The sequence below is a fragment of the Pseudomonas sp. CFII64 genome (assembly GCF_000416235.1).
In the GTDB taxonomy this organism is placed as follows: Bacteria; Pseudomonadota; Gammaproteobacteria; order Pseudomonadales; family Pseudomonadaceae; genus Aquipseudomonas.
Genome location: NZ_ATLO01000046.1, coordinates 1 through 25,261 on the forward strand (window position 1 = coordinate 1; position 25,261 = coordinate 25,261).

A 25,261-nucleotide genomic window follows, 5' to 3' on the forward strand; every position below is an offset into this window, starting at 1 on the left:
GACGCCTTCCCGGACAAGTCCGGTTCTACTGAGCCAGACACAACCCTGTATCGCATCGCTGTCACATTCAACCAACATTGCCCTGCTAGCTTTGCCCTTTTGGCTAAATCACCAAAGGGGGCCCGCCATGAGTCAGTTCGATCTCACCCGTCGTCGCATTATCCAGGTAGCCGGCGCCGGTTTGCTGCTGCCGGGCCTGGCCCCGGCGGTCATCGCTGCGGTTCAGGATCGTCCGAAAATGACCGATGGCGTGCAGTCCGGCGATCTACTGGGCGACCGCGCCGTGGTCTGGAGCCGCAGCGATCGGCCATCGCGAATGGTCGTCGAGTGGGACACGCGCAGCATGTTTACCAATCCGCGTCGGGTGGTCTCGGCCCTGGCGGATCAGCGCACCGACTTCACGGCGCGGGTCGAGCTCAGCGAATTGCCCGGCGATCAGGCGATTTTCTACCGCGTGCAATTCGAAGACGCCCAGTCTGGCGTCAGCAGCGAACCCTGGTTTGGTCATTTGCGCAGCGCGCCGCAACAGCGTCGGGATCTGCGTTTCGTCTGGAGTGGCGACACGGTTGGCCAAGGCTTCGGCATCAATCCGGATATTGGCGGCATGCGCATCTACGAAGCCATGCGCCTGCGTTTGCCGGACTTCTTCATTCACAGTGGCGACACCATCTATGCCGATGGCCCGGTTCCGGCGCAAGTCGTCACGGAAGGCGGGCGTATCTGGCGCAACATCACCACCGAAGCGAAGAGCAAGGTCGCGGAAACCCTCGATGAATATCGCGGCGCTTACCGCTACAACCTGCTGGACGACAACCTGCGGCGCTTCAATGCCGAGGTGCCGCAAATCTGGCAATGGGACGATCACGAAATCACCAATAACTGGTCACCCAGCAAGCAACTGGATGATCGTTACAAGGAAAAGGATATTCGCGTGCTGGCGACGCGCGGGCGTCAGGCGTTTCTGGAATATGCGCCGATGCGCGTGCAGCAGGCCGACAACGGCGGGCGCATCTATCGCAAGCTTGGTTATGGCCCGCTGCTGGATGTGTTCGTGCTGGATATGCGCAGTTATCGCGGTGGCAACGACGCCAACCTGGACGAAAAATCCGGGCCGAACACGGCATTCCTCGGGCGCCAGCAACTGGATTGGCTCAAGGCTGAACTCAAGGCCTCCGGCGCGCAATGGAAGGTGATTGCCGCCGATATGCCGATTGGCCTCGGCGTGCCGGATGGTGAAGTGAGTCCGGGCATCGGGCGTTGGGAGGCGATTGCCAATGGCAACGACGGCCCGGCCGTCGGGCGCGAACTGGAAGTCGCCGAGCTGCTGGGCTTTCTGCGCGCGCAAAAGGTCCGCGATTGCGTGTGGCTGACCGCCGATGTGCATTACTGCGCGGCGCACCACTATCAGCCGGACCGGGCGGTGTTCCAGGATTTCGACCCGTTCTGGGAGTTCGTCGCCGGGCCGTTGAACGCCGGCAGCTTCGGGCCCAATCCGCTGGACAAGACGTTTGGCCCCGAACTGGTCTTCCAGAAAGCCCCACCCGCGCAAAATACCTCGCCCTTCGCCGGGTTTCAGTTCTTTGGCGAAGTGAACATCGACGGCCAAAGCGCTGAAATGACCGTCACGTTGCGTGATCTGGACGGCGTTTCGGTGTTCGAGAAGAAGCTGGTGCCGGCGCGGGAATTGTCCTGACCGTGAGCGAGGATTGCCCGCGCAGGCAATGTTTCAGGTTCGAAAGAGCCGGTGAATGTACCGGCCTCTTCGCGGGCAAGCCTCGCTCCAACGGATCCGGTGTCGCCGTTCCGGACAATTCCCTGTAACGCTCACGTCATCGGTGGCTTATCATTAGCTACCTAACGACGGGACAGGGTTCTGGGCATGCTTTCCATTTTTCTCGAAACCCTGAACATCACCGCGCCGGTGTTCGCCATGTTGTTCCTGGGCGTGATCCTCAAGCGCATCGGCTGGATTGATGACGGCTTCATCATGACGGCGTCGAGCCTGGTGTTTAACGTCACCATGCCGGCCTTGCTGTTCCTGGGGATTATTCATGCGGACCTGCATGCGGCCTTGCAGCCATCGCTGCTGATATTTTTTACCGCCGCCACGCTGTTCGGCTTTGCCTTTTCATGGGGCTGGGCGATCTGGCGCGTGTCTTTGGTGGAGCGCGGCATCTTCGTGCAAGGCGCGTTTCGTGGCAATAACGGCGTCATCGGCCTCGCGCTGGCCGCCAGCATGTACGGCGATTACGGCATTTCGCTGGGGGCGATCCTCGCGGCGCTGGTGATCCTGTTCTACAACACGCTGTCGACCATCGTGCTGGCGGTGTACAGCCCGGTGATCAAATCCGATCCCTGGAGCGTGTTCAAAAGCGTGCTGTGCAATCCGCTGATCATCAGCGTGCTGCTGGCATCGCCGTTTGCTTATTTCAAGATCAGTTTGCCGCACTGGTTTGAAACATCGGGTAATTATCTGGCGCAGATGACCTTGCCGCTGGCGCTGATCTGCATTGGCGGCACGCTTTCGCTGACTTCATTGCGCAAGAGCGGCAGCCTGGCGGTCAGCGCCAGCATGATGAAAATGGTCACGCTGCCAGTGATCTGCACATTTGCGGCCTGGTTGTGCGGCTTTCGTGGTGCGGAGTTGGGGATTCTGTTTCTGTACTTTGGCAGCCCCACCGCAGCGGCAAGTTACGTCATGGCCCGTGCCGCCAATGGCAATCACGAGCTGGCGGCAGCAATCATCGTCATCACCACCCTGGCAGCGGCGGTGACGACCAATATCGGCATCTTTATTTTGCAGTGGGGCGGCTGGATCTAGCGTCTAGTGCTGGCGTCGCCAGGCCTTGATCGTGCCGTACACCACGAAGACCGCCAGCACGGGAAGGACGAAGCGCACCATCAGCCGTTCCAGCGTGTCGGCCAACGGCATGCCGGTGGTAAACGACACGATATGCAGCCCGTACGCCAGATACAGCGCGAGCAGCAGCAGCCCCTCGAAGCGCGTGATGCGATAACCGGAATAGAACAGCGGCAAGCACAGGGCTGCGACGCCGAGCATCACCGGCAGATCGAAATCCAGCGCATTGGGCGACACCGACAGCGGCACAGGCGTGAGCAGCGCGGTTACGCCGAGGACACCCAGTAGATTGAACAGGTAACTGCCGATCACGTTGCCCACGGCAATGTCGCGCTCGCCGCGAAAGGCGGCCATCAATGAAGTGGTCAATGCCGGCAGCGAGGTGCTGACCGCAATCACCGTCAAGCCGATGATGCGCTCGGACAAACCCAGGTCGAGGGCGATGACCACTGACGCAGCCACCAGCAGATGGCTGCCAAACACCAGCAACGCGATACCGCAGACCAGTGCGGTCATGCGCAGCAGAATGGGCCAGGCCTTGGCCGAGCGACCTTGGCTGGCCGACTGTCGGTAAGCGAAGCCCTGGCCGGACTGGCGCAGGACGATCAGCAGATAGGCCAGCAATCCCAACAGCAGCGTCACGCCGTCGATCACACCCAGCTCGCCGTTCAACGACAGGACGAAGACCAGGGCGCTGGCGGCGACCATCAAAGGGATTTCCAGGCGCACCAGTTGCCGGGTAACGCGCAGAGGAATGACCAGCGCGCACAGGCCCAGCGTCACCAGCACGTTGAAGATATTGCCGCCCACCACGCTGCCCACGGCAATGTCCGGGCTGGAGGTGAATGCGGCTTGCAAGCCGACCGCCATCTGCGGCGCGCTGCTGCCCAGCGCCACGAAGGTCAGGCCGATAAACAGCGGCCGAATGCCAAGCGTCGTGGCGAGGCTGACTGCGGCGCGAACCGACAGCTCGGCGCCGATGATCAGCAGCAGAAGGCCGCTGATCCATTGGATCAGGCTCGGGAGCGGCAGGGTCGAAAGTTGAAGAATTCCGGGCGTCCTTATTCGAGGGCTTGCACGCGAACCTTGGCGGTTCCGCTGCGCAGCATACCCAGTTGTGCGGCCGCTGCGCGTGACAAATCGATCAATCGGCCACGGGTGTGCGGGCCGCGATCATTGATACGCACGACCACTGATTTGTCGTTGTCCAGATTGGTTACTTTGACGCGGGTGCCAAAGGGCAGCCGCCGATGTGCTGCGGTCAGTGAGTTCTGATCGAAGCGCTCGCCACTGGCGGTACGATTGCCGTGGTGTTGCGAGCCGTAATACGAAGCGCCGCCGGTTTCATCGTAGCCGTGAGGATCGATGAGGCCCGTCGCGCAACCGGTGAGCAGGGAGAGCAGGGCGCAAGAGGCGAGAAGCCGCAGCATGGTTTGGTCCTTCGATGTGCAGACGCGTGTTGCCCGTAGGACCGGCTTTAGCCGGGAGGGCGTGCTCCCGGCTAAAGCCGGTCCTACGGATCGGTCGTCGCTGTCTGAATCAGCCTTCCAGCTTCTTCTTCAGCAGTTCATTGACCTGCTGCGGGTTGGCCTTGCCCTTGGAGGCTTTCATGGCCTGACCGACGAAGAAACCAAACATCTTGCCGCGCTTGGCTTCGTCCGCAGCTCGATAATCCACGACCTGCTGCGCGTTGGCGGCAAGCATTTCGTCGAGCATCGATTCAATGGCGCCGCTGTCCGTGACCTGTTTCAGGCCGCGGGTTTCGATGACCTGGTCCGCCGTGCCTTCGCCGTTGGCCATGCCTTCGAAAACCATCTTGGCGATCTTGCCCGAGATGGTGTTGTCGGTGATGCGCAACAGCATGCCGCCCAGTTGCTCGGCGCTGACCGGGGATTGCTCGATTTCCAGGCCCTGCTTGTTCAGCAGGCTGCCCAGCTCGACCATGACCCAGTTGGCCGCCAGTTTGGCGTCGCCACCAATGCTGACCACTTGCTCGAAGTAATCGGCTTGCTCGCGGCTCGAAGCCAGCACGCTGGCGTCGTAGGCCGAGAGCCCGAACTGTGCCTGGAAACGCTCGCGTTTTTGCGGCGGCAGTTCCGGCAGCGTGGCGCGGGTTTCTTCGATGAACGAGTCTTCGATGATCACCGGCAGCAGGTCCGGATCGGGGAAGTAACGGTAGTCGTTGGCTTCCTCCTTGCTACGCATGGCGCGGGTTTCGTCCTTGGCCGGATCGTACAGGCGGGTCTGCTGGATGACCCTGCCGCCGTCTTCGATCAGGTCGATCTGACGCTGGATTTCGCTGTTGATCGCCTTCTCGATGAAACGGAACGAGTTGACGTTTTTGATCTCGCAGCGGGTGCCGAATTCAACCTGGCCTTTCGGGCGAATCGACACGTTGCAGTCGCAACGCAGCGAGCCTTCGGCCATGTTGCCGTCGCAGATGCCCAAGTAGCGGACCAGCGCGTGCATGGCTTTGACATACGCCACGGCTTCCTTGGCCGAACGCATGTCCGGGTCGGAAACGATTTCCAGCAGCGGAGTGCCCGCGCGGTTGAGGTCGATGCCGGTCATGCCACTGAAGTCTTCGTGCAGGCTTTTGCCGGCGTCTTCTTCAAGGTGCGCGCGGGTGATGCCGACGCGCTTGACGGTGCCGTCTTCAAGGGTGATGTCCAGGTGGCCCTTGCCGACAATCGGCAACTCCATCTGGCTGATCTGATAACCCTTGGGCAGGTCCGGATAAAAGTAGTTCTTGCGGGCGAACACGTTGTGCTTGCCGATTTCGGCGTCCACCGCCAGGCCGAATTTGACGGCCATGCGCACGGCTTCTTTGTTGAGGACCGGCAACACGCCCGGCATGCCCAGATCGACAAGGCTGGCCTGCGTGTTGGGCTCGGAGCCAAACGTGATTGAGCTACCGGAGAAAATCTTCGATTGGGTCGAAAGCTGGGTGTGAATCTCCAGCCCGATGACAACTTCCCATTGCGACATGTGTGTTTCTCCTTAGAAGCCTGTCGGCGCGCGCAAATGCCAGTCGGTGACTTGCTGGTATTGGTGGGCGACGTTGAGCAGGCGGCCTTCCTGGAAATACGGGGCAAGCAACTGCACGCCAACCGGCAAACCTTCGACAAAACCCGCTGGCATGGACAGGCCCGGCAGGCCCGCGAGGTTGGCGGTGATGGTGTAGAAGTCTTCCAGGTACTCGGAAATCGGGTCGTTGTTCTTGGCGCCGATTTTCCAGGCCGGGTTTGGCGTGGTCGGGCCGAGAATCACGTCGACTTCGGTGAAGGCGTTCATGAAGTCGTTCTTGATCAGGCGACGGATTTTCTGCGCTTGCAGGTAATACGCGTCGTAATAACCAGCGGACAGCGCGTAGGCACCGACCATGATCCGGCGCTGGACTTCCGGGCCGAAACCCTCGGCGCGCGAGCGCTTGTACAGGTCGGTCAAGTCTTTCGGGTCTTCGCAGCGATAGCCGAAACGCACCCCGTCGAAACGCGACAGGTTGGACGAGGCTTCAGCCGGCGCGATCACGTAATAGGCCGGAATGCCGTGTTGCAGGTTCGGCAGGCTGACTTCTTTAACGACGGCGCCGAGTTTTTCCAGCTCCTTGACGCTTTCCAGAACCAGCTCGGCGATACGCGGGTCGAGACCTGCGCCGAAGTATTCCTTCGGAATGCCGATGCGCAGGCCCTTGAGCGACTGAGTGAGGCTGGCGCTGTAATCCGGCACCGGCTCGTCAATGCTGGTGGAGTCCTGCGCGTCGAAACCGGCCATGCCTTGCAGCAGCAGGGCGCAGTCTTCGGCCGTGCGGGCCAGCGGGCCGGCCTGATCGAGACTCGACGCGTAGGCAATCATGCCCCAGCGGGAGACCCGGCCGTAGGTCGGTTTCAGGCCGGTGAGGTTGGTCAGCGCGGCGGGTTGGCGAATCGAGCCGCCGGTGTCGGTGCCGGTTGCGGCGGGCAGCAAGCGTGCTGCAACGGCTGCGGCCGAACCGCCGGACGAACCGCCGGGCACATGTTCAAGGTTCCACGGGTTTTTCACCGCGCCATAGTGGCTCGACTCGTTGGCCGACCCCATGGCGAATTCGTCCATGTTGGTCTTGCCCAGAGTCACGGTGCCCGCTGCGGCCAGTTTGGCAACCACGGTGGCGTCGTAGGGCGCCTTGAAGTTGTCGAGCATCTTCGACGCGCAGCTGGTGCGGATGCCTTTGGTGCAGAACAGATCCTTGTGGGCCAGCGGTGCGCCGAGCAAAGGATTGTTTTCACCGGCGGCGCGACGTGCGTCAGCGGCCTGCGCCTGGGTGATGGCCAGGTCTTCGGTGAGGGTAATGAAGCTGTTGATCTGCGGGTCGAGCTGCGCGATGCGCGACAGCAGGACACGGGTCAATTCTTCAGAAGAAAACTTTTTTTCGGCGAGTCCGCGGGCGATCTCGGCCAGAGTCATTTGATGCATTGCAGGCTCATTCCCTTACTCGATGACTTTCGGAACCAGATAAAGGCCGTGTTCGACCGCTGGTGCGATGGCTTGGTAAGTCTCGCGATGATTTTGCTCGGTAACCACGTCTTCGCGCAGACGTTGCGACGCTTCCAGCGGATGCGCCAGCGGCTCGATGCCGGTTGTATCGACGGCTTGCATCTGATCAACCAGCGCAAGAATATTATTTAATGCTTCGGTAGTACGCGGGATATCGGCGTCATTCAGGCCAAGTCGGGCCAGATGAGCGATCTTTTCCACGTCGGAGCGATCAAGCGCCATGGGGTTCTCCAGTGGAATGCTTACGGAACGGATCTGTGTGTTAGATTGGCGAACACTATCGCATTTCTACGGTCATAAGGCCGCGAACGTCTAGGGTCATGCTCGGAAAAGCCGCTAATTTAACATATTGGCTCCTTGCCCAAAATCCCTGTCGTTGTTAGAGTTTGCCGCACTTTTTTACCCACGCGCTCCCTAGGGTCCCTTTCCCATGTTCAAGAAACTGCGTGGCATGTTTTCCAGCGATCTGTCTATCGACCTGGGCACTGCCAACACCCTTATTTACGTGCGTGAGCGCGGTATCGTTCTGAATGAACCATCAGTTGTGGCCATTCGGACCCACGGAAACCAGAAAAGCGTCGTTGCTGTCGGGATGGAAGCCAAGCGCATGCTCGGCCGGACTCCAGGCAACATCGCAGCCATTCGCCCGATGAAAGACGGCGTGATCGCCGATTTCAGCGTGTGCGAAAAGATGCTGCAGTACTTTATCAACAAGGTTCACGAAAACAGCTTTCTGCAGCCGAGCCCTCGTGTGCTGATCTGCGTTCCGTGCAAATCCACTCAGGTTGAGCGTCGCGCCATTCGCGAATCGGCGCTCGGTGCCGGTGCACGTGAAGTATTTTTGATCGAAGAGCCAATGGCTGCTGCCATCGGCGCCGGTCTGCCGGTTGAAGAAGCACGCGGTTCGATGGTTGTCGATATCGGTGGTGGTACCACTGAAATCGCCCTGATCTCCCTGAACGGTGTGGTTTACGCCGAATCCGTACGGGTTGGCGGCGACCGTTTCGACGAAGCGATCATCACTTACGTGCGTCGTAACTACGGCAGCCTGATCGGTGAATCGACCGCTGAGCGCATCAAGCAGGAAATCGGTACCGCCTATCCGGGCGGCGAAGTGCGTGAAGTCGACGTACGCGGCCGTAATCTGGCCGAAGGCGTTCCACGTGCCTTCACCCTGAATTCCAACGAAGTGCTCGAAGCGTTGCAGGAATCCCTGGCGACCATCGTTCAGGCCGTGAAAAGCGCCCTGGAACAATCGCCGCCGGAACTGGCTTCGGACATCGCCGAGCGCGGTCTGGTATTGACCGGTGGTGGCGCCTTGCTGCGCGACCTGGACAAATTGCTGGCCCAGGAAACCGGTTTGCCGGTGATCGTTGCCGAAGACCCGTTGACCTGTGTAGCGCGTGGCGGTGGCCGAGCGCTGGAAATGATGGATAAGCACACCATGGATCTGCTTTCCAGCGAGTGATTGCTGGCAGCACTTCAGGCAGCCTAATGTTTACAGGTAGCGCTTTGGCTACCTGTATGCGTTAGGCTGGCGCCGAAATCCGGTGTTCACTTACCTATCTGTCCAGGCCGCTTCAATGCCGCATGAATAAGCACAGCCAATTGAAATCTTGCCCCGGAGGAGCGGCCTATTAAACCGCTTTTCACTAAAGGCCCGTCGCTGGGCGTGCGCCTGTTGGTGCTGGTCGTGTTATCGGTAGCGCTGATGGTGGTCGATGCCCGGTTTACCGTGCTCAAACCGCTGCGTAGCCAGATGTCGCTGGTCCTGATGCAGTCCTATTGGGTTGTCGATCTGCCGCAACGCCTGTATCAAGGCGTCGCCAGCCAGTTTGGCAGCCGGACCGAACTGCTCGCCGAAAATGAAAAACTCAAGACCGAGGCTTTGCTTCTGCAAGGGCGCCTGCAAAAACTGGCCGCCCTGACCGAGCAGAACGTGCGTCTGCGCGAGTTGCTCAATTCCTCGGCGCTGGTCAACGAGAAAGTCGAAGTTGCCGAGCTGATCGGCATGGACCCCAACCCGTTCACCCATCGAATCATCATCAACAAGGGTGAGCGCGATGGCGTGGTCCTCGGCCAGCCGGTGCTCGATGCCCGTGGCCTGATGGGGCAAGTCGTCGAACTGATGCCGTACACCTCCCGCGTGCTGTTGCTGACCGACACGACCCACAGCATTCCGGTGCAGGTCAACCGTAACGGCCTGCGCGCCATTGCCAGCGGCACTGGTAATCCGGAGCGCCTGGAGCTGCGGCACGTGGCGGACACGGCGGATATCAAGGAAGGCGATCTGCTGGTGAGCTCCGGCCTTGGCCAGCGTTTCCCGGCCGGTTATCCGGTGGCGACGGTCAAGGAAGTGATTCACGATTCCGGTCAGCCGTTTGCCATCGTTCGTGCGGTGCCGACCGCAGCCTTGAATCGCAGTCGTTACCTGCTGCTGGTGTTCTCCGACGGACGCTCGCCGGAAGAACGCGCCGCCGAAGCCGCCCAGGCTCAGGAGTCCGCCGAAAAAGCCGCCGAGCCTGCTGGCACTCAAGGCGCCGGGACCACCACTCCGGCTGCCGCTGTTCCGGTCAAGCCGGGCGCTGCGCCCGCCGCGACTACGCCAGTCAAGCCAGGCACTGCCGCGCCAGCCGCTGCGCCGACCCATTCGCCGGCAACGCCTGCGACTACCGCACCAAAGCCGGCAACCAAGCCCGCGAGCAAGCCACCGGCCAAGCCTGCCGCAACGCCAGCCACGCCGCCGGCCGTTACCAAGCCGCCGGCTGCCGCGCCCGCCACCACTCGGGAGAGAATCGATGGTTAGTCACGCCCCGGCCCGCAACGGGTGGGTTGTCTGGCTCACTTTTGCGATTGGCATGTTGCTCAGTGTGTCGCCGCTGCCGCAGTTCATGGAAATTTTCCGGCCGTTGTGGCTGGCGTTGCTGCTGACCTTCTGGATCCTGGCGCTGCCGCACAAAGTCGGCATGACCACCGCGTGGATGCTGGGCATGATGGAAGACGTGTTGTACGGCACGCTGCTGGGTCAAAATGCATTGATCCTGAGCTTGATCGCCTTTCTGGTGATGACGTTGCATCAACGCCTGCGGATGTTCCCCATCTGGCAGCAATGCCTTGTGCTGCTGGTCGTGTTCGGTCTCGCGCAACTGGCGCAACTGTGGCTCAGCGCGCTGACCGGCAACCGCCAGCCGACCCTTGCGTTGGTGCTGCCAGCCTTGGTCAGCGCGCTGTTGTGGCCTTGGGTCAGTTATGGCCTGCGCGGGTTGCGCAAGCGTTTGCGAATCAACTAAACAGCCTTCGGGTGGACGCGGTTGTATCAGGATGGCGTTCACCATCATCGACACGGAGATGTCCTCATGCCCCAGCTTCATCTGGCTTCTGGCTCACCGCGCCGTCGTGAATTACTCACTCAGATTGGCGTGCCCTTCACCGTGCTCAGCGCGCAGATAGACGAAACCCCATTACCCAACGAGCCTGCCGTGGCCTATGTCGAGCGTCTGGCGCGCGGCAAGGCCGAGGCCGGGCTTGCGCAGCTGAGCGACGATGGCGCTTGCGTCATGGGCGCCGACACTGCCGTGGTGCTCGATGGCCGGATTCTCGGCAAGCCGGTGGACGAAGCCGATGCGCTGGCCATGCTGGCGGCGCTGTCCGGACGCGAGCATGAAGTGCTCACGGCCATTGCGGTGATCGACCGGCAACGCTGCGAAACCAGAACTGTCAGCAGCCTCGTGCGTTTTCGCAGCATTGCGACACATGAAGCAAAAGCTTACTGGGCCAGCGGCGAACCTCGGGACAAGGCTGGCAGCTATGCTATTCAGGGTCTGGCGGCGATCTTCGTCGAGGGCTTGCAAGGCAGTTATTCCGCTGTGGTCGGGCTGCCGCTGTGCGAAACCGCAGAACTGCTTGGCCGTTTCGGCATACCCTGTTGGCAATGCCTGGAAGGTGACAAGTCATGAGTGAAGAGATCCTGATCAACATCACGCCGATGGAGTCGCGCGTGGCGGTGGTGGAAAACGGTGTTCTGCAGGAAGTCCACGTCGAGCGGACCCAGCGGCGCGGCATCGTCGGCAATATCTACAAAGGCAAGGTCGTGCGGGTATTGCCCGGCATGCAGGCGGCATTCATCGATATCGGCCTGGACCGGGCGGCGTTCATTCACGCCTCGGAAATATCCATGCGCGAAGGCCCGTCCGTGGAGAGCATCAGTTCGCTGGTCCACGAAGGCCAGAGTCTTGTGGTGCAGGTCACCAAGGATCCGATTGGCAGCAAAGGCGCGCGCCTGACCACGCAGCTGTCGATCCCTTCGCGGTATCTGGTGTACATGCCCAGAACCGCTCATGTCGGAATTTCCCTGAAGATCGAGGATGAAGCCGAACGCGAGCGACTCAAGAAAGTCGTGACCGATTGCGTGGCCCTCGAAGGTATCAAGGAAGCGGGCGGGTTCATTCTGCGGACCGCTGCCGAAGGCGCCGGTGCTGACGAAATCCTCATGGACATTCGCTACCTGCGCAGGCTTTGGGATCAGATCGGCGAGCAGATCAAGACCGCCTCGACACCCAGCGTGATCTACGAAGACCTTGGCCTGGCGCTGCGCACCCTGCGCGACCTGGTCAGCCCGCGCATCGAGAAAATTCGCATCGATTCGCGGGAAACCTTCCAGAAGACCACGCAATTCGTTGCCGAACTGATGCCGGAAATCGCTGATCGCCTGGAGCACTATCCGGGTGAGCGGCCGATTTTCGACCTGTATGGCGTCGAGGATGAAATCCAGAAGGCCCTGGAGCGTAAAGTCCCGCTCAAGTCCGGCGGCTATCTGGTGATCGATCCGGCGGAGGCCATGAGCACCATCGACGTCAATACCGGTGCGTTTGTCGGCCATCGCAACCTCGAAGAAACCATCTTCAAGACCAACCTGGAAGCGGCAACCGCAATTGCCCGCCAGCTGCGCCTGCGCAATCTGGGCGGCATCATCATCATCGATTTCATCGACATGGAAGACGCCGAGCACCAACGTCAGGTTCTGCGCACGCTGGAAAAACAGCTTGAGCGTGACCACGCCAAGACCAACATCATCGGCATCACCGAGTTGGGCCTGGTGCAGATGACCCGCAAGCGCACCCGCGAAAGCCTTGAACAGGTGTTGTGTGAGCCGTGCAGCAGTTGCCAGGGCCGTGGCAAGCTGAAGACCCCGGAAACCGTATGTTACGAAATCTTCCGCGAGATTCTGCGCGAAGCACGGGCTTATCAGGCGGTGGGTTATCGGGTGCTGGCCAACCAGCGTGTTGTGGATCGACTGCTCGATGAAGAGTCGGGGAACGTCGCGGAACTGGAAGGCTTCATTGGCCGTACCATCCGTTTTCAAGTAGAAACCATGTATTCCCAGGAACAATACGACGTGGTGTTGCTCTGACCTTGCACGTAGTGAACATGTATCGAGAACAGTGCCGTAGGGCCAGTGGCAAGGACGCCCTTATAACGAGAATTATGCGTGGCAAATGAGCAAAACCCGGATGTATTCGCACCTGCACGATTGAGCCGGGCCCATTTCACGCAAGCTGAACTTTGCGGACCCCGGCGCGGAGGCTCTTGGACATGGAGCGTCTGACACGTTTTTTTGCCACCCTGACGCGTTGGGGGCTGATGCTGTGCGCGCTGGTTCTGGTGCTGGCGGCGCTGTACGTCAGTGTCGGTCGTCAACTCACGCCGCTGATTTCCGAATACCGCGCCGAAGTCGAGAGCAAGGCGCGCGCCGCGTTGGGCATGCCCTTGGCAATCGGCAGCCTGGAAGGCAGCTGGAGTGGTTTTGCACCCATCTTCGTCGCTCACGATGTAATGGTGGGCGAGGGGACGGCTACGGTTCGCCTTGATCAGATCCGCGCGGTGCCTGACGTGTGGGCAAGCCTGCTGGCCCGTGAAGTGCGTATCGCGCATCTTGAGGTCAACGGCCTGCAAGTGAGCTTGAAGCAGGATCAGGATGGGCGCTGGGCGCTGCAGGGTTTGCCGGTCAGCGATGACAAACCTTTCGATCCGCAACAGGTTCTGACCCAGATGCAAATGGTGTCGCGTCTGTCGCTGCTCAACAGTCAGATTACCCTGCAGCCGTTTGGCCAGGCGCCACTCACGCTGACTTACGTGAACCTCAGCCTCGCCACCGGCAGTTATCACCAGCGCCTCGATGCGCGGCTGACCTTGCCGGACGGGCAACCCGTCGCCTTGAATCTGCGTTCGCGAACCCAGGCCAGCAAATGGCAGGAAGGCGAGGCCGACGTTTATCTGAGCCTGCCGCAGAGCGAATGGGCGCAATGGTTGCCGAAAACCCTGACCCGCGAGTGGAAAGTCTCCACGCTCAAAGCGGGCGGCGAATTCTGGTTGAGTTGGGGCAAGGGCACGGTTCAGAGCGCCGTGGCGCGGCTCAATGCTCCGCAGGTCAAGGCGGGCTATGCCGAGCGCAAGGCTTCGACGATCAACAACCTGGCGCTCAATGCCTGGTTCAAACGCAACGAAACAGGTTTCGACGTTACCCTGGGTTCCCTGGCCATGGACCTGGGCGCCAAGCGCTGGGAAAGCCGGCTTCAACTCAACCAGCAGGCCGCCACGGCCGACAAGGAAGAGCTTTGGCATGTTCAGGCCGATCGCCTGGACCTGACGCCGGTCACGGCGTTGATTGATTCACTGGCACCTCTGCCGGACAAGCTGATGGTCGTCATCGACAGCCTCAAGGTGACTGGCGGGCTGCGCAACGTGCTGCTTGATTTCCGCCCGCAAGCCGTTGGCGACAAGCGCCTGGGCTTCGCCGCCAATCTGGATAAGGTCGGTTTCAACGCGTACCACGGCGCACCGGCTGCCGGGAATGTCAGCGGCGCGATCAGCGGCGACCTCGGTCAGGGTGAGCTGCGCCTGGACAGCGAAGATTTCATGCTGCATCTGGACCCGATTTTCGCCAAGCCCTGGACTTATCCGAAAGCCAACGCACGTTTGACCTGGCGGCTGGACGAGCAGGCGTTCACGTTGATTGCGCCGTACATCAAAGTCCTCGGCGACGAAGGCAAGATTGCGGCGGATTTCCTGATTCGCATCCATCTGGATCACAGTCAGGAAGATTACATGGACCTGCGGGTCGGCATGGTCGATGGCGACGGCAGCTATACCAGTAAGTACCTGCCGGCGGTTCTCAGTCCTGCGCTGGACGAATGGCTGCGCACGGCGATTCTGGCAGGCAAGGTCGACCAGGGTTTCTTCCAGTATCAAGGCTCCTTGAACAAGGGCGCGCCAGATACGGCGCGGGTGATCAGCCTGTTCTTCAAAGTGCGTGACGCGACCCTGGCGTTCCAGCCGGGCTGGCCACAGCTGACTGGCGTCAACGGCAAGGTCTACGTTGAAAACAGCGGCGTGCGGATCAAAGCCAGCAAAGGCCAGCTGCTCAATACCCAGGTCAGCAACGTGTTGGTGAATATTCCGCATGTGCCGGCAGGGCAGGACAGCCATTTGCTGGTGAACGGCGATTTTGCCGGTGGTCTGGCCGATGGCGTGAAGATTCTCCAGGAGGCGCCCATCGGTACTGCCAGCACCTTTGCCGGCTGGCAAGGTGAAGGCCCGCTGCAAGGCAAGCTGAAACTGGATATTCCGCTGGTCAAAGGTCAGGAGCCGAAAATCGCGGTGGATTTCAGTACCGACGGCGCGCGGCTCAAACTCAGCGATCCCGTCCTGGAACTGACTCAGCTCAAGGGTGAGTTCCGCTTCGACAATGCCAAAGGCCTGAGCGGCAAGGGCGTGCGAGCGCAAGCCTTTGATCGACCGGTGACGGCGGAAATCGCCGCCGAGGGCAAACCGGGGGCGAATATCACGCGCGTGGTCGCCAATGGCCAGATCACGGTGCCGAAACTTACCGAATGGCTGGGCGTGACCCAGGCGTTGCCGGTGTCGGGCGAGCTGCCGTATCAGCTGCAACTGACCCTGGGCAATGACAGCCAGTTGAAGATCAATTCCAGCCTCAAAGGCGTGGTCATCGATTTGCCGGCACCGTTCGGCAAAGTCGCCGATGAGACCCGCGACAGCGAATTCCGCATGACCTTGCAAGGCGCCGAGCGCCGCTATGGCTTCGCTTACGCGAACCTCGCCAATCTGGCGTTTGCCTCTCCCGTGGGCAAACTGGCGGACGGGCGTGGCGAACTGTTCCTCGGCAACGGCGGCGCAATCGTTCCCGACGCCAAGGGCCTGCGCGTACGTGGTTCGTTGTCGGAACTGGATGTGGCGCCATGGCAAGCGGTTGTCGAACGTTACGCTGGCAATGATCCGGGCGGCAGCGCCAAACAGCTGGTCAACAATGTGGACCTGCAAATCGGCAAGCTCACCGCCATGGGCACTACCCTCGATCAAGCCAGTGTCCAGCTCAAACGCAGCGATACGGCCTGGGGATTGTCGCTGGACAGCCAGCTGATCAAGGGCAGCGCGAGCATTCCCGACGCCAAAACCGCGCCTATCGGTATCGACCTGCTTTATGTGCGCCTGCCAGCGGCTGACCCGAACGCCGCCGTCATCGAAAACGCGCCGGACCCGTTGGCCGATGTCGACCCGACCAAAATTCCGGCCATGAATATCAAGATCACCCAGGTGTTTCAGGGTGAGCAGCTGGTCGGCGCGTGGTCGCTGAAGACCCGGCCGACCGCGACCGGCATCCGCTTTCTGGATATGGACATGGGCCTCAAAGGCCTGCTGTTGCAAGGCGAGGGCGTCTGGGAAGGCGCGCCGGGCTCCAGCAGCAGTTGGTACAAGGGCCGTCTGGATGGCAAGAATCTCGCCGACGTCCTCAAAGGCTGGGGCTTTGCGCCAACGGTGACCAGTGAAGATTTCGAGTTGAATGTCGATGGCCGCTGGCCCGGCTCTCCAGCCTGGATCGCCCTCAAGCGCTTCTCCGGCAGCCTGGACGCCACCTTGCGCAGCGGCCAGTTCGTCGAAGTCGAAGGTGGAGCCGCAGCGCTGCGGGTATTCGGTCTGCTTAACTTCAACTCCATTGGTCGCCGTTTGCGCCTGGACTTCTCGGATCTGCTTGGCAAAGGCCTGAGCTATGACCGGGTCAAAGGCTTGCTGGTCTCCAGTGATGGCGTCTACGTGACGCGCAAGCCGATTACCCTGACCGGGCCTTCGAGCAATCTGGAGCTGGACGGCACCTTGGACATGGTCAAGGACCGGGTTGACGCCAAGCTGCTCGTGACTTTGCCGGTGACCAATAATCTGCCGATTGCCGCGCTGATCGTCGGCGCACCGGCGATTGGCGGCGCGCTGTTTCTGGTCGACAAGCTGCTCGGTGATCGGGTCGCGCGGTTTGCCAGCGTGCAGTACAAGGTCGAAGGGCCGTGGAAAGAACCGAAGATCACCTTCGACAAGCCTTTTGAGAAACCTCAATAACACGCCATGGAGTACAGTGGTGGCCTGTCATCAGCGGAGTGCGCCATGTCTTTTGCCGTGATTCAAATGGTCAGTCAGAGCGATGTCCTGGGTAATCTGGATCAGGCGCGCCGCTTGCTCGAACAGGCTGCAGCCTCGGGCGCACGCCTGGCGGTATTGCCGGAAAACTTCGCTGCCATGGGGCGTCGCGACGTCGCCGATATCGGTCGCGCCGAGGCTCAGGGGCACGGTCCGATCCTGCCATGGTTGAAACTGGCCGCTCGCGACCTCAAGTTATGGATAGTTGCCGGCACGTTGCCGCTGCCGCCCGGTGATCAGCCGAACGGCAAAGTCACCGCCTGTTCGCTGTTGATCGATGAGCACGGCGAACAGGTGGCGCGTTACGACAAGCTGCACCTGTTCGATGTGGACGTCGCGGACAACCGGGGTCGTTATCGGGAGTCGGATGACTACGCTCATGGCAATAACGTGGTGGTTGTCGACACCCCCGTAGGTCGGCTGGGCTTGAGCGTCTGTTACGACTTGCGCTTCCCCGAGCTGTACAGCGCCTTGCGTGAAGCGGGCGCCGAATTGATTACCGCACCGTCGGCCTTCACCGCCGTTACCGGTGCGGCGCATTGGGACATTCTTATCCGGGCGCGGGCCATTGAAACCCAGTGTTATCTGCTGGCAGCTGCGCAAGGCGGGGTCCATCCGGGGCCTCGGGAAACTTATGGGCACGCCGCGATCGTCGACCCCTGGGGTCGAGTGCTGGCCGAGCAGGCGCAGGGTGAAGCCGTGCTGCTGGGCGAACGCGACATTGATGAACAGGCGTCCATACGGGCGCGGATGCCGGTGTCCAGTCACCGGCGCTTTTTTTCGCAGGACGCATTGCGGCCTGTGCAGACCTCGGAGTGAATATGAGCGACTTGTCCTCAGTCAGCGAACACCTTCTGGCCCCCGGCGGCGTGACCCTCGACAGCCTGCAATCGGTGCTGGGCGAGCTGGCCGGCCCGGGTATCGACGCGGCTGACCTGTATTTCCAGGGCCAGATTTCCGAGTCCTGGTCGCTGGAAGACGGCATCGTCAAGGAAGGCAGTTTCAATCTCGATCAGGGCGTTGGTGTGCGGGCGCAATCGGGTGAGAAAACCGGTTTCGCCTACAGCAACGCGATTACCCATGAAGCCTTGAGCGCGGCGGCGCGCGCGGCGCGTTCGATTTCCCGCGCCGGCCAGAACGGCACCGTTCAGGCCTTCACGACCCAGGACGTTGCCCAGTTGTACGCGCCGGACAACCCGCTGGAAGTCATGACGCGTGCCGAGAAGGTCGAACTGCTCAAGCGTGTGGATATCGCAACCCGGGCGCTGGATACGCGTATCCAGCAGGTGACCGTCAGCATGGCCGGGGTTTGGGAGCGGATTCTCGTCGCCTCCACTGATGGCAGTCTGGCCGCCGATGTGCGGCCGCTGGTGCGCTTCAACGTCAGCGTGATCGTCGAGCAGAATGGCCGCCGCGAGCGCGGCGGGCATGGCGGCGGCGGGCGTACCGATTACCGGTATTTCCTCAGCGACGACCGCGCCATGGGTTACGCCCGTGAAGCGTTGCGTCAGGCGCTGGTCAACCTGGAAGCCATTCCGGCACCGGCCGGCACTTTGCCAGTCGTGCTCGGTTCCGGTTGGTCGGGCGTGTTGCTTCACGAAGCCGTGGGTCATGGTCTGGAAGGCGATTTCAACCGCAAGGGCAGTTCCGCGTACAGCGGACGCATGGGTGAAATGGTCGCCTCCAAGCTGTGCACCATCGTCGATGACGGCACGCTGGCGGGCCGTCGCGGTTCGCTGAGCGTCGATGACGAAGGTACGCCGACCGAATGCACCACCCTGATCGAAAACGGCGTCCTCAAGGGTTACATGCAAGACAAGCTCAACGCGCGACTGATGGGCGTGGCGCGCACCGGTAACGGTCGCCGGGAATCCTATGCGCACCTGCCGATGCCGCGCATGACCAACACCTACATGCTGGCCGGACAGAGCGATCCGCAGGAAATCATCGCTTCGGTGAAGCGCGGGATTTATTGCGCCAACCTCGGCGGCGGTCAGGTCGACATCACCAGCGGCAAGTTCGTGTTCTCCACCAGCGAAGCGTATTTGATCGAAGACGGCAAGATCACTGCCCCGGTCAAAGGCGCGACGTTGATTGGCAACGGGCCGGAGGCGATGAGCAAGGTGTCGATGGTGGGCAATGACTTGTCGCTGGACAGTGGCGTCGGCACCTGCGGCAAGGACGGCCAGTCGGTTCCGGTAGGCGTGGGTCAGCCGACCCTGAAGATCGATGCGATCACGGTAGGCGGCACGGGCGGTTAAGGGTGAAGCCGGGGCGGACCGTCAAACAGTCCGCCCCGCGACTTGAAGCTAGCGCAAGCCGCGCAGCGTCTCATCCAGTTCACGAATGTATTTGAAGATTTTACGGCTGGAGGCCGGCGGCTTGTTTTGCGCAAGCTCGTGTTGAGCCTGGCGAATCAAGGAACGCAGTTGTTGGCGATCCGCATCCGGATATTCGCTGACAAACTTCTCCAGAACGGCGTCGTCGCCGGCGATCAAGCGATCACGCCAGCGTTCCAGACCATGAAAACGTTCGTTGTATTGGCGAGTGGAGGCATCGAGTTGATCAAGCAACACCAGAATGGCGTCCTGATCCTGATCGCGCATCAGCTTGCCGATGAACATGATGTGGCGTTTTCGCGCAATGTTGGCCGTGTGCTTGGGCGCATCGGCCAGGGCTTTACGCAAGGCGTCGGTCAAGGGCAACTTGGCCAGCAAGTCAGGCTTGAGTGTCGTCAGGCGCTCGCCAAGATCAACCAGAGCATGCAGCTCGCGTTTGACCTGGGTTTTGCTTTTCTCCCCGTCGAGGGAGTCGTCGTAAGAATCAACCATGGGGGCAGTCCGCAAATAAACGCCGCCATGATAACCAGTCGGGGGCCGCTTGTCCGGCCCGCTCGGTATTCGGCCTGTGCCGAAAGCAGAATTTGATGGAGAAAGTCATGAGTGCATCACAAAGCGTTGGCCCACAGGCCTTGCCCGCACTGCAGGAACAAGTGGAACACATCATCGCTGAAGCCAGGCGTCAGGGCGCCAGCGCCTGCGAAGTCGCGGTATCGCTGGAGCAGGGCCTGTCGACCTCGGTTCGCCAGCGAGAAGTGGAAACGGTCGAGTTCAATCGCGACCAAGGCTTTGGCATTACCTTGTACGTCGGCCAGCGTAAAGGCTCGGCCAGCACCTCGGCCAGCGGCGCGGACGCCATTCGCGAAACCGTCGCGGCGGCGCTGGCGATTGCCAGGCACACCTCCGAAGATGAAAGCTCGGGTCTGGCCGATGCCGCGCTGATGGCCAGGGAGCAGATGGATTTCGATCTGTATCACGCCTGGGACATCACCCCGGAGCAGGCCATCGAAAAGGCCCTGCTGTGTGAAGCCGCCGCGTTCGATGCCGACAGCCGGATCAAGAATGCCGACGGCACCACGCTCAGCACGCATCAAGGCTGTCGCGTCTACGGCAACAGCCATGGTTTCATCGGTGGTTATGCGTCGACCCGGCACAGCCTGAGCTGCGTCATGATTGCTGAAGGCGAAGGCCAGATGCAGCGTGACTACTGGTACGACGTGAGCCGCCAGGGCGAATTGCTCGCCGACGCGCAAAGCATCGGTCGCAAGGCCGCAGAGCGGGCAGCGAGCCGTCTGGGCGCGCGGCCAGTACCGACCTGTGAAGTGCCGGTGCTGTTTTCCGCAGAGTTGGCCGGTGGTCTGTTCGGCAGTTTCCTCGCGGCGATTTCCGGCGGCAACCTGTACCGCAAGTCTTCTTTCCTCGAAGGCGCCATGGGCCAGCGGCTGTTTCCGGAATGGATGACCATCGACGAGCGTCCGCACTTGATGCGCGCCATGGGCAGTTCGGCCTTTGACGGTGACGGTCTGGCGACTTACGCCAAACCTTTCGTCGAAGGCGGCGAGCTGGTTTCCTACATCCTCAGCACTTATTCGGGCCGTAAGCTCAACCTGCCAAGCACCGCCAACGCCGGCGGCGTGCACAACCTGTTCGTCACCCACGGCAGCGAAGATCAGGCCGCGCTGGTGCGTCGCATGGGGCGTGGCCTGCTGGTCACCGAGCTGATGGGCAGCGGTTTGAACATGGTCACGGGTGACTATTCCCGTGGCGCGGCGGGTTTCTGGGTCGAAAACGGCGAAATCCAGTTCCCGGTCCAGGAAGTCACCATTGCGGGCAACATGCGCGACATGTTCAAACAGATCGTCGCGGTCGGTAACGACCTGGAACTGCGCAGCAACATCCGCACCGGTTCGGTATTGATCGAAAAAATGACGGTCGCGGGTAGTTGATCCACCTCTCCCGAATGGCGGTGGCTCAGGCAGCGTTAACCTTCCGGATTTCGTTGTCAGGACCATCGCATTCGGGGACGAGTCCCCTCCTGTCGGTCGTTATATATTCGTCTCGCCAACAAGTTGGCTCACATCAAACAGGCTGGCCCGACCTGCGGCGTATCGTTCTTCGCGGGCAAGCCTCGCTCCAACAGATCTCTATCTAACTCCTCCTCAGGGTTGTTTTGATTCTCAATATCATTTAATAATGAATATCATTACGTAAATGAGGCGAGTTTCATGCGTCCTGCCTTGCACGCGTTGCCGCCGCACCTGGAAAACTGGCGCGGCTTGAGCCTGAGAGTTCGTTGCGCCCTCGATCCCGACGAGCCGCGCTTGATCGACCACTACCTGGCCGAAGGGCGCTATCTGGCGCGTTTCACGGCCACCCCTCGCTTAATGATCGCTGAAACCTCCTTGCGTACCTTGCTGGATACGGCCCGCGACACGGTGCTGCCCTGGCATTGGCGCTGCTTGTGCGTCGATCAGGCCTGGCGCCCGTTGCGCGATCTTCAGGCGCTCGCCAAGTCTTGTGCCGAGCAGCAACGCTTCCATGCGCTGGCCCAGCAACTGGCGACCTGCGTGCTGCAACCCTCGATTTCTCTTACTGAACTGGTGCAAGGATATTCCGATGAGTAATACCCGTATCGAACGCGACAGCATGGGCCAATTGCAGGTGCCGGCCGAGGCTCTGTATGGCGCGCAGACTCAGCGTGCGGTGAATAACTTCCCCATCAGCAATCTGCGCATGCCGGCGCAATTCGTCCGGGCCTTGCTGCTCGCCAAAGCGGCTGCGGCCCAGGCCAATCTGGAACTGGAACAGATTTCCGAAGCGCAGAGCTCGGCCATCGTCACCGCCTGCCAGGACCTGTTGGCCGCGGATTACATGGCGCACTTCCCGGTGGATGTGTTCCAGACCGGCTCCGGCACCAGCACCAACATGAATGCCAACGAAGTCATCGCGACCCTGGCCAGCCGGGTGCTGGGCGAAGCGGTCAATCCGAACGATCACGTGAATTGCGGGCAAAGCAGCAACGACATCATCCCCACCACGATTCATGTCAGCGCGGCGCTGGCGTTGCACGAGCAACTGCTGCCGGCGCTAAGCCATCTGGTCGAAGTGATCGAACGCAAGGCAATCGAGGTTCATCCGTTCATCAAGACCGGCCGCACGCACCTGATGGACGCCATGCCGGTGCGCATGAGCCAGGTGTTGAACGGCTGGGCGCAGCAGATTCGCGCCAACATCGAACACCTGCAAGGTTTGCTGCCGAGTCTGCAAGCCCTGGCGCAGGGCGGTACGGCGGTGGGCACCGGGATCAACGCACATCCTGAATTCGCCAGGCGTTTCAGCACGCATCTGAGTCGTCTGAGCCATGTTGAATTCGTGCCGGGCAAGGATTTGTTCGCGCTGATCGGCTCGCAAGACACCGCCGTCGCGGTATCTGGCCAGCTCAAGGGCACTGCGGTGTCGCTGATGAAAATCGCCAACGATCTGCGCTGGATGAATTCCGGGCCATTGGCGGGCTTGGGCGAAATCGAGCTTGAAGCCTTGCAGCCGGGTTCATCGATCATGCCCGGCAAGGTGAATCCGGTGATCCCGGAAGCCACCGCCATGGTCGCTGCGCAAGTCATCGGCAACGACGCAGCCATCACCGTCGCGGGTCAGTCAGGCAATTTCGAACTGAACGTGATGTTGCCGATCATCGCCCAGAACCTGCTGAGCAGCATCGAGTTGCTGGCCAACTCCAGTCGTCTGCTGGCCGACAAGGCCATCGCCACCTTCAAGGTCAACGAAGCCAAGCTCAAGGAAGCGCTGTCGCGCAATCCGATCCTGGTGACCGCCTTGAATCCGATCATCGGCTACCAGAAGGCCGCCGAGATCGCCAAGACCGCCTACCAGCAAGGGCGGCCGATCATTGATGTCGCCCTTGAACACACCGACTTGCAGCGTAGCCGGCTGGAAACGCTGCTCGATCCGGAAAAACTGACCGCTGGCGGGATCTGACGCTTGCCAGCCACTGCTTGAGGAGTCGCGCCATGGAGCACTGGAAACGCACTATCGAACATGCCAATCGCTGTTTCAATCTCGGTGAGCTGGTTGACGCCCGCGAGTTGTATCTACAGGCGCTGGCGCTGGCTCAAGTGTTGTTCGACCGCTGGCCGAACCCTGACGAAGCCGTGGCGGCTTGCGTCATTTCCCATCACAACCTGGCCGACCTGCACCTGCACCTGAGCCTGAAGCAGCCGGAGGAGAGCGCGGAATACCTTTGTGCAATCCACCAGCGTTTGCTGCATGTCATGCAGGACGCGCATTTCACGCCTGCGCTGCGCAAAGCGGCGCTGCGCCACAGCAGCAAAACTTACGCCGAATTGCTGACCTTCATCAGCGAGCACGGCGAATACCCTCGGACCCATCGGCTGCTGAGCAGCGGCGGCGAGCACGCGCGGGTGTCATTGCAGCGCAACGCCGCCACCACTTTCGGCCATTCCCACGGAGTACATTGATATGCCGTTTACCTTGCCTGCCTTGCCTTACGCCTACGACGCCCTGGAACCGCACATCGATGCGCAAACCATGGAAATCCACTACACCAAGCACCACCAGACCTACATCAACAACCTCAACGCTGCCGTCGAAGGCACCGAATATGCTGAATGGCCCATCGAGAAACTGGTGGCAGCGGTGCAGCAGTTGCCGGAAAAACTGCGCCCGGCAGTGATCAATCAGGGCGGTGGACACGCCAACCATTCGCTGTTCTGGGCGGTCATGACGCCAAAAGGCGGCGGCCTTCCTGAAGGTGAAGTCGCCAAGGCCATTGATGAGCAATTGGGCGGTTTCGAACAGTTCAAGGATGCGTTCACCAAAGCCGCATTGACCCGCTTCGGCAGTGGTTGGGCCTGGCTGAGCGTGACCCCGGAAAACAAGCTGGTGGTCGAAAGCAGCGGCAACCAGGACAGCCCGCTGATGAACGGCAATACACCAATCCTGGGCCTGGATGTGTGGGAACACGCTTACTACCTGCGCTATCAGAACCGCCGCCCGGAATACATCAACGCGTTTTACAACGTCATCAACTGGGCCGAAGTCACCCGGCGTTACCAGGCCGCTCTGGCCTGATTATCCACCCTCGATCCAAGGCAGTTTATGCGCACGGAAATAGTCACGATCAGCAGCGGGCGGTTGTTTCGCCTGGCATTGGGTTCGATTCTGCTGCTGGCCGGCACGGCGCTGTTGGTCTCGCACGGCTTGAGCTGGCTGAGCCTGGAGCCGCGCCTGATGCGCGCCCTTGAAGGCGGCGCAATTTGCGCCTTGGGCACCGCGCTGGGCGCCGTGCCGGTGCTGGTGATTCGCAATATGCCGGTGGCGGTTTCCGATGGCCTGTTGGGTTTCGGTGCCGGAGTGATGCTGGCCGCGACGGCGTTTTCGCTGATCGTGCCGGGCCTGAGCGCCGCTGAAAGCCTTGGGTATTCTCCTTGGGGCGCGGGTGGGATGGTCAGCCTGGGAATCTTTCTTGGCGCGATTGGCCTGTTCGTGGTCGATCACAGCGTCTCGAAAGGCTCGCCGCTCAGTAGCTCGGAGCTGCCGGTCATTGCGCCGCGCATCTGGCTGTTCGTCATCGCGATCATTGCCCACAACATTCCGGAGGGCATGGCCATTGGCGTCTCTGCGGGCGGTGGTCTGCCCGATGCCGACAGCCTGGCCATGGGCATCGCCATTCAGGACGTGCCGGAAGGGCTGGTGATCGCCCTGGTGCTGGCCGGTGCCGGGATGTCGCGCTTCAAGGCGTTCCTCATCGGCGCCGCCTCCGGTCTGGTGGAGCCGGTGTTCGCCTTGCTGTGCGCCTGGCTGGTAGGCATCGCCGAGTTGTTGCTGCCATTGGGCCTGGCCTTTGCGGCGGGTGCCATGTTGCTGGTGGTGACCCAGGAAATCATCCCGGAATCCCGCCGTAACGGGCACGAAAAGATTGCCAGCCTCGGGCTGATTTCCGGCTTTTGCCTGATGATGGTGATGGATACTGCTTTGGCCTGAACACCTGGTCGATCAATGCTTGCGGGGA

22 protein-coding genes are annotated in these 25,261 nt (G+C 61.0%); 16 read left to right on the plus strand and 6 right to left on the minus strand.

Features of this window, described 5'->3' with window-relative positions; translation table 11 throughout:
- The first annotated feature begins 127 nt into the window (after nucleotides 1-127).
- Entirely contained in the window at nucleotides 128-1,693 is a 1,566-nt protein-coding gene (locus CFII64_RS21160; RefSeq protein ID WP_020292887.1) for an alkaline phosphatase, read from the plus strand.
- A gap of 186 nt (nucleotides 1,694-1,879) precedes the next feature.
- Entirely contained in the window at nucleotides 1,880-2,821 is a 942-nt protein-coding gene (locus CFII64_RS21165) for an AEC family transporter (RefSeq protein WP_020292888.1), read from the plus strand.
- Between the two features lie 3 nt (nucleotides 2,822-2,824).
- On the opposite strand, the gene CFII64_RS21170 is transcribed toward CFII64_RS21165, so the two are convergent.
- From CFII64_RS21170 to gatC, 5 genes are all read right to left on the minus strand, one after another.
- The gene (locus tag CFII64_RS21170; RefSeq protein ID WP_044901603.1) at nucleotides 2,825-3,877 is read right to left on the minus strand and encodes a calcium/sodium antiporter; all 1,053 of its coding nucleotides are present in this window, start codon (nucleotides 3,875-3,877) and stop codon (nucleotides 2,825-2,827) included.
- 44 nt (nucleotides 3,878-3,921) lie between these two features.
- Nucleotides 3,922-4,290: a septal ring lytic transglycosylase RlpA family protein gene (locus tag CFII64_RS21175; protein WP_020292890.1), complete on the minus strand. Its 369-nt coding sequence runs from the start codon at nucleotides 4,288-4,290 to the stop codon at nucleotides 3,922-3,924.
- Nucleotides 4,291-4,399: 109 nt separating this feature from the next.
- Nucleotides 4,400-5,848 (minus strand): Asp-tRNA(Asn)/Glu-tRNA(Gln) amidotransferase subunit GatB, encoded by a 1,449-nt coding sequence (gene gatB / locus CFII64_RS21180; protein WP_020292891.1) that lies wholly within the window; start codon nucleotides 5,846-5,848, stop codon nucleotides 4,400-4,402.
- Nucleotides 5,849-5,860: 12 nt separating this feature from the next.
- Nucleotides 5,861-7,312 (minus strand): Asp-tRNA(Asn)/Glu-tRNA(Gln) amidotransferase subunit GatA, encoded by a 1,452-nt coding sequence (gene gatA / locus CFII64_RS21185; RefSeq protein WP_020292892.1) that lies wholly within the window; start codon nucleotides 7,310-7,312, stop codon nucleotides 5,861-5,863.
- Between the two features lie 15 nt (nucleotides 7,313-7,327).
- Entirely contained in the window at nucleotides 7,328-7,615 is a 288-nt protein-coding gene (gatC, locus tag CFII64_RS21190) for an Asp-tRNA(Asn)/Glu-tRNA(Gln) amidotransferase subunit GatC (RefSeq protein ID WP_020292893.1), read from the minus strand.
- A 208-nt stretch (nucleotides 7,616-7,823) separates the two neighbouring features.
- On the opposite strand from gatC, the gene mreB reads away from it, so the two are divergent.
- From mreB to tldD, 8 genes are all read left to right on the plus strand, one after another.
- Nucleotides 7,824-8,861: a rod shape-determining protein MreB gene (gene mreB / locus CFII64_RS21195; protein WP_020292894.1), complete on the plus strand. Its 1,038-nt coding sequence runs from the start codon at nucleotides 7,824-7,826 to the stop codon at nucleotides 8,859-8,861.
- Between the two features lie 216 nt (nucleotides 8,862-9,077).
- Nucleotides 9,078-10,199, plus strand: a complete 1,122-nt coding sequence (mreC, locus tag CFII64_RS21200) for a rod shape-determining protein MreC (RefSeq protein WP_044901613.1) — start codon at nucleotides 9,078-9,080, stop codon at nucleotides 10,197-10,199.
- Entirely contained in the window at nucleotides 10,192-10,683 is a 492-nt protein-coding gene (gene mreD, locus CFII64_RS21205) for a rod shape-determining protein MreD (RefSeq protein ID WP_020292896.1), read from the plus strand. Before mreC ends, mreD begins: the two co-directional genes overlap by 8 nt.
- A 66-nt stretch (nucleotides 10,684-10,749) precedes the next feature.
- Entirely contained in the window at nucleotides 10,750-11,349 is a 600-nt protein-coding gene (locus tag CFII64_RS21210) for a nucleoside triphosphate pyrophosphatase (RefSeq protein ID WP_020292897.1), read from the plus strand.
- The gene (gene rng, locus CFII64_RS21215) at nucleotides 11,346-12,803 is read left to right on the plus strand and encodes a ribonuclease G (RefSeq protein WP_020292898.1); all 1,458 of its coding nucleotides are present in this window, start codon (nucleotides 11,346-11,348) and stop codon (nucleotides 12,801-12,803) included. Before CFII64_RS21210 ends, rng begins: the two co-directional genes overlap by 4 nt.
- A gap of 182 nt (nucleotides 12,804-12,985) precedes the next feature.
- On the plus strand, nucleotides 12,986-16,798 hold the full coding sequence (locus CFII64_RS21220; RefSeq protein ID WP_020292899.1) for a YhdP family protein: 3,813 nt from the start codon (nucleotides 12,986-12,988) through the stop codon (nucleotides 16,796-16,798).
- A gap of 45 nt (nucleotides 16,799-16,843) precedes the next feature.
- Nucleotides 16,844-17,695: a carbon-nitrogen hydrolase family protein gene (locus CFII64_RS21225; RefSeq protein ID WP_020292900.1), complete on the plus strand. Its 852-nt coding sequence runs from the start codon at nucleotides 16,844-16,846 to the stop codon at nucleotides 17,693-17,695.
- 2 nt (nucleotides 17,696-17,697) lie between these two features.
- Nucleotides 17,698-19,137, plus strand: a complete 1,440-nt coding sequence (gene tldD / locus CFII64_RS21230; protein WP_020292901.1) for a metalloprotease TldD — start codon at nucleotides 17,698-17,700, stop codon at nucleotides 19,135-19,137.
- A gap of 48 nt (nucleotides 19,138-19,185) precedes the next feature.
- On the opposite strand, the gene yjgA is transcribed toward tldD, so the two are convergent.
- Nucleotides 19,186-19,707, minus strand: coding sequence for a ribosome biogenesis factor YjgA (gene yjgA, locus CFII64_RS21235; RefSeq protein WP_020292902.1), 522 nt, complete (start codon nucleotides 19,705-19,707; stop codon nucleotides 19,186-19,188).
- A gap of 107 nt (nucleotides 19,708-19,814) precedes the next feature.
- Here yjgA and pmbA point away from each other — a divergent pair, with 107 nt between their 5' ends.
- From pmbA to CFII64_RS21265, 6 genes are all read left to right on the plus strand, one after another.
- On the plus strand, nucleotides 19,815-21,161 hold the full coding sequence (pmbA, locus tag CFII64_RS21240; RefSeq protein ID WP_020292903.1) for a metalloprotease PmbA: 1,347 nt from the start codon (nucleotides 19,815-19,817) through the stop codon (nucleotides 21,159-21,161).
- Nucleotides 21,162-21,440: 279 nt separating this feature from the next.
- A complete protein-coding gene (locus CFII64_RS21245) occupies nucleotides 21,441-21,839 on the plus strand; it encodes a hypothetical protein (RefSeq protein ID WP_020292904.1) in 399 nt (132 codons plus the stop codon).
- Nucleotides 21,832-23,208, plus strand: a complete 1,377-nt coding sequence (locus CFII64_RS21250) for an aspartate ammonia-lyase (RefSeq protein WP_020292905.1) — start codon at nucleotides 21,832-21,834, stop codon at nucleotides 23,206-23,208. The genes CFII64_RS21245 and CFII64_RS21250 overlap by 8 nt, the downstream gene beginning before the upstream one ends.
- Nucleotides 23,209-23,240: 32 nt before the next feature.
- On the plus strand, nucleotides 23,241-23,708 hold the full coding sequence (locus CFII64_RS21255) for a hypothetical protein (protein ID WP_020292906.1): 468 nt from the start codon (nucleotides 23,241-23,243) through the stop codon (nucleotides 23,706-23,708).
- A gap of 1 nt (nucleotide 23,709) precedes the next feature.
- Nucleotides 23,710-24,321: a superoxide dismutase gene (locus CFII64_RS21260; protein WP_020292907.1), complete on the plus strand. Its 612-nt coding sequence runs from the start codon at nucleotides 23,710-23,712 to the stop codon at nucleotides 24,319-24,321.
- A 27-nt stretch (nucleotides 24,322-24,348) separates the two neighbouring features.
- Nucleotides 24,349-25,233 (plus strand): ZIP family metal transporter, encoded by an 885-nt coding sequence (locus CFII64_RS21265; RefSeq protein ID WP_020292908.1) that lies wholly within the window; start codon nucleotides 24,349-24,351, stop codon nucleotides 25,231-25,233.
- Nucleotides 25,234-25,261: the final 28 nt, after the last annotated feature.

Coding starts and splice junctions, on each gene's coding strand:
- CFII64_RS21160 (WP_020292887.1), top strand. CDS start 128: ATGAGTCAGTTCGATCTCACCCGTCGTCGCATTATCCAGGTAGCCGGC.
- CFII64_RS21165 (WP_020292888.1), top strand. CDS start 1,880: ATGCTTTCCATTTTTCTCGAAACCCTGAACATCACCGCGCCGGTGTTC.
- CFII64_RS21175 (WP_020292890.1), bottom strand. CDS start 4,290: ATGCTGCGGCTTCTCGCCTCTTGCGCCCTGCTCTCCCTGCTCACCGGT.
- gatB (WP_020292891.1), bottom strand. CDS start 5,848: ATGTCGCAATGGGAAGTTGTCATCGGGCTGGAGATTCACACCCAGCTT.
- gatA (WP_020292892.1), bottom strand. CDS start 7,312: ATGCATCAAATGACTCTGGCCGAGATCGCCCGCGGACTCGCCGAAAAA.
- gatC (WP_020292893.1), bottom strand. CDS start 7,615: ATGGCGCTTGATCGCTCCGACGTGGAAAAGATCGCTCATCTGGCCCGA.
- mreB (WP_020292894.1), top strand. CDS start 7,824: ATGTTCAAGAAACTGCGTGGCATGTTTTCCAGCGATCTGTCTATCGAC.
- mreD (WP_020292896.1), top strand. CDS start 10,192: ATGGTTAGTCACGCCCCGGCCCGCAACGGGTGGGTTGTCTGGCTCACT.
- CFII64_RS21210 (WP_020292897.1), top strand. CDS start 10,750: ATGCCCCAGCTTCATCTGGCTTCTGGCTCACCGCGCCGTCGTGAATTA.
- rng (WP_020292898.1), top strand. CDS start 11,346: ATGAGTGAAGAGATCCTGATCAACATCACGCCGATGGAGTCGCGCGTG.
- CFII64_RS21220 (WP_020292899.1), top strand. CDS start 12,986: ATGGAGCGTCTGACACGTTTTTTTGCCACCCTGACGCGTTGGGGGCTG.
- CFII64_RS21225 (WP_020292900.1), top strand. CDS start 16,844: ATGTCTTTTGCCGTGATTCAAATGGTCAGTCAGAGCGATGTCCTGGGT.
- tldD (WP_020292901.1), top strand. CDS start 17,698: ATGAGCGACTTGTCCTCAGTCAGCGAACACCTTCTGGCCCCCGGCGGC.
- yjgA (WP_020292902.1), bottom strand. CDS start 19,707: ATGGTTGATTCTTACGACGACTCCCTCGACGGGGAGAAAAGCAAAACC.
- pmbA (WP_020292903.1), top strand. CDS start 19,815: ATGAGTGCATCACAAAGCGTTGGCCCACAGGCCTTGCCCGCACTGCAG.
- CFII64_RS21245 (WP_020292904.1), top strand. CDS start 21,441: ATGCGTCCTGCCTTGCACGCGTTGCCGCCGCACCTGGAAAACTGGCGC.
- CFII64_RS21250 (WP_020292905.1), top strand. CDS start 21,832: ATGAGTAATACCCGTATCGAACGCGACAGCATGGGCCAATTGCAGGTG.
- CFII64_RS21255 (WP_020292906.1), top strand. CDS start 23,241: ATGGAGCACTGGAAACGCACTATCGAACATGCCAATCGCTGTTTCAAT.
- CFII64_RS21260 (WP_020292907.1), top strand. CDS start 23,710: ATGCCGTTTACCTTGCCTGCCTTGCCTTACGCCTACGACGCCCTGGAA.
- CFII64_RS21265 (WP_020292908.1), top strand. CDS start 24,349: ATGCGCACGGAAATAGTCACGATCAGCAGCGGGCGGTTGTTTCGCCTG.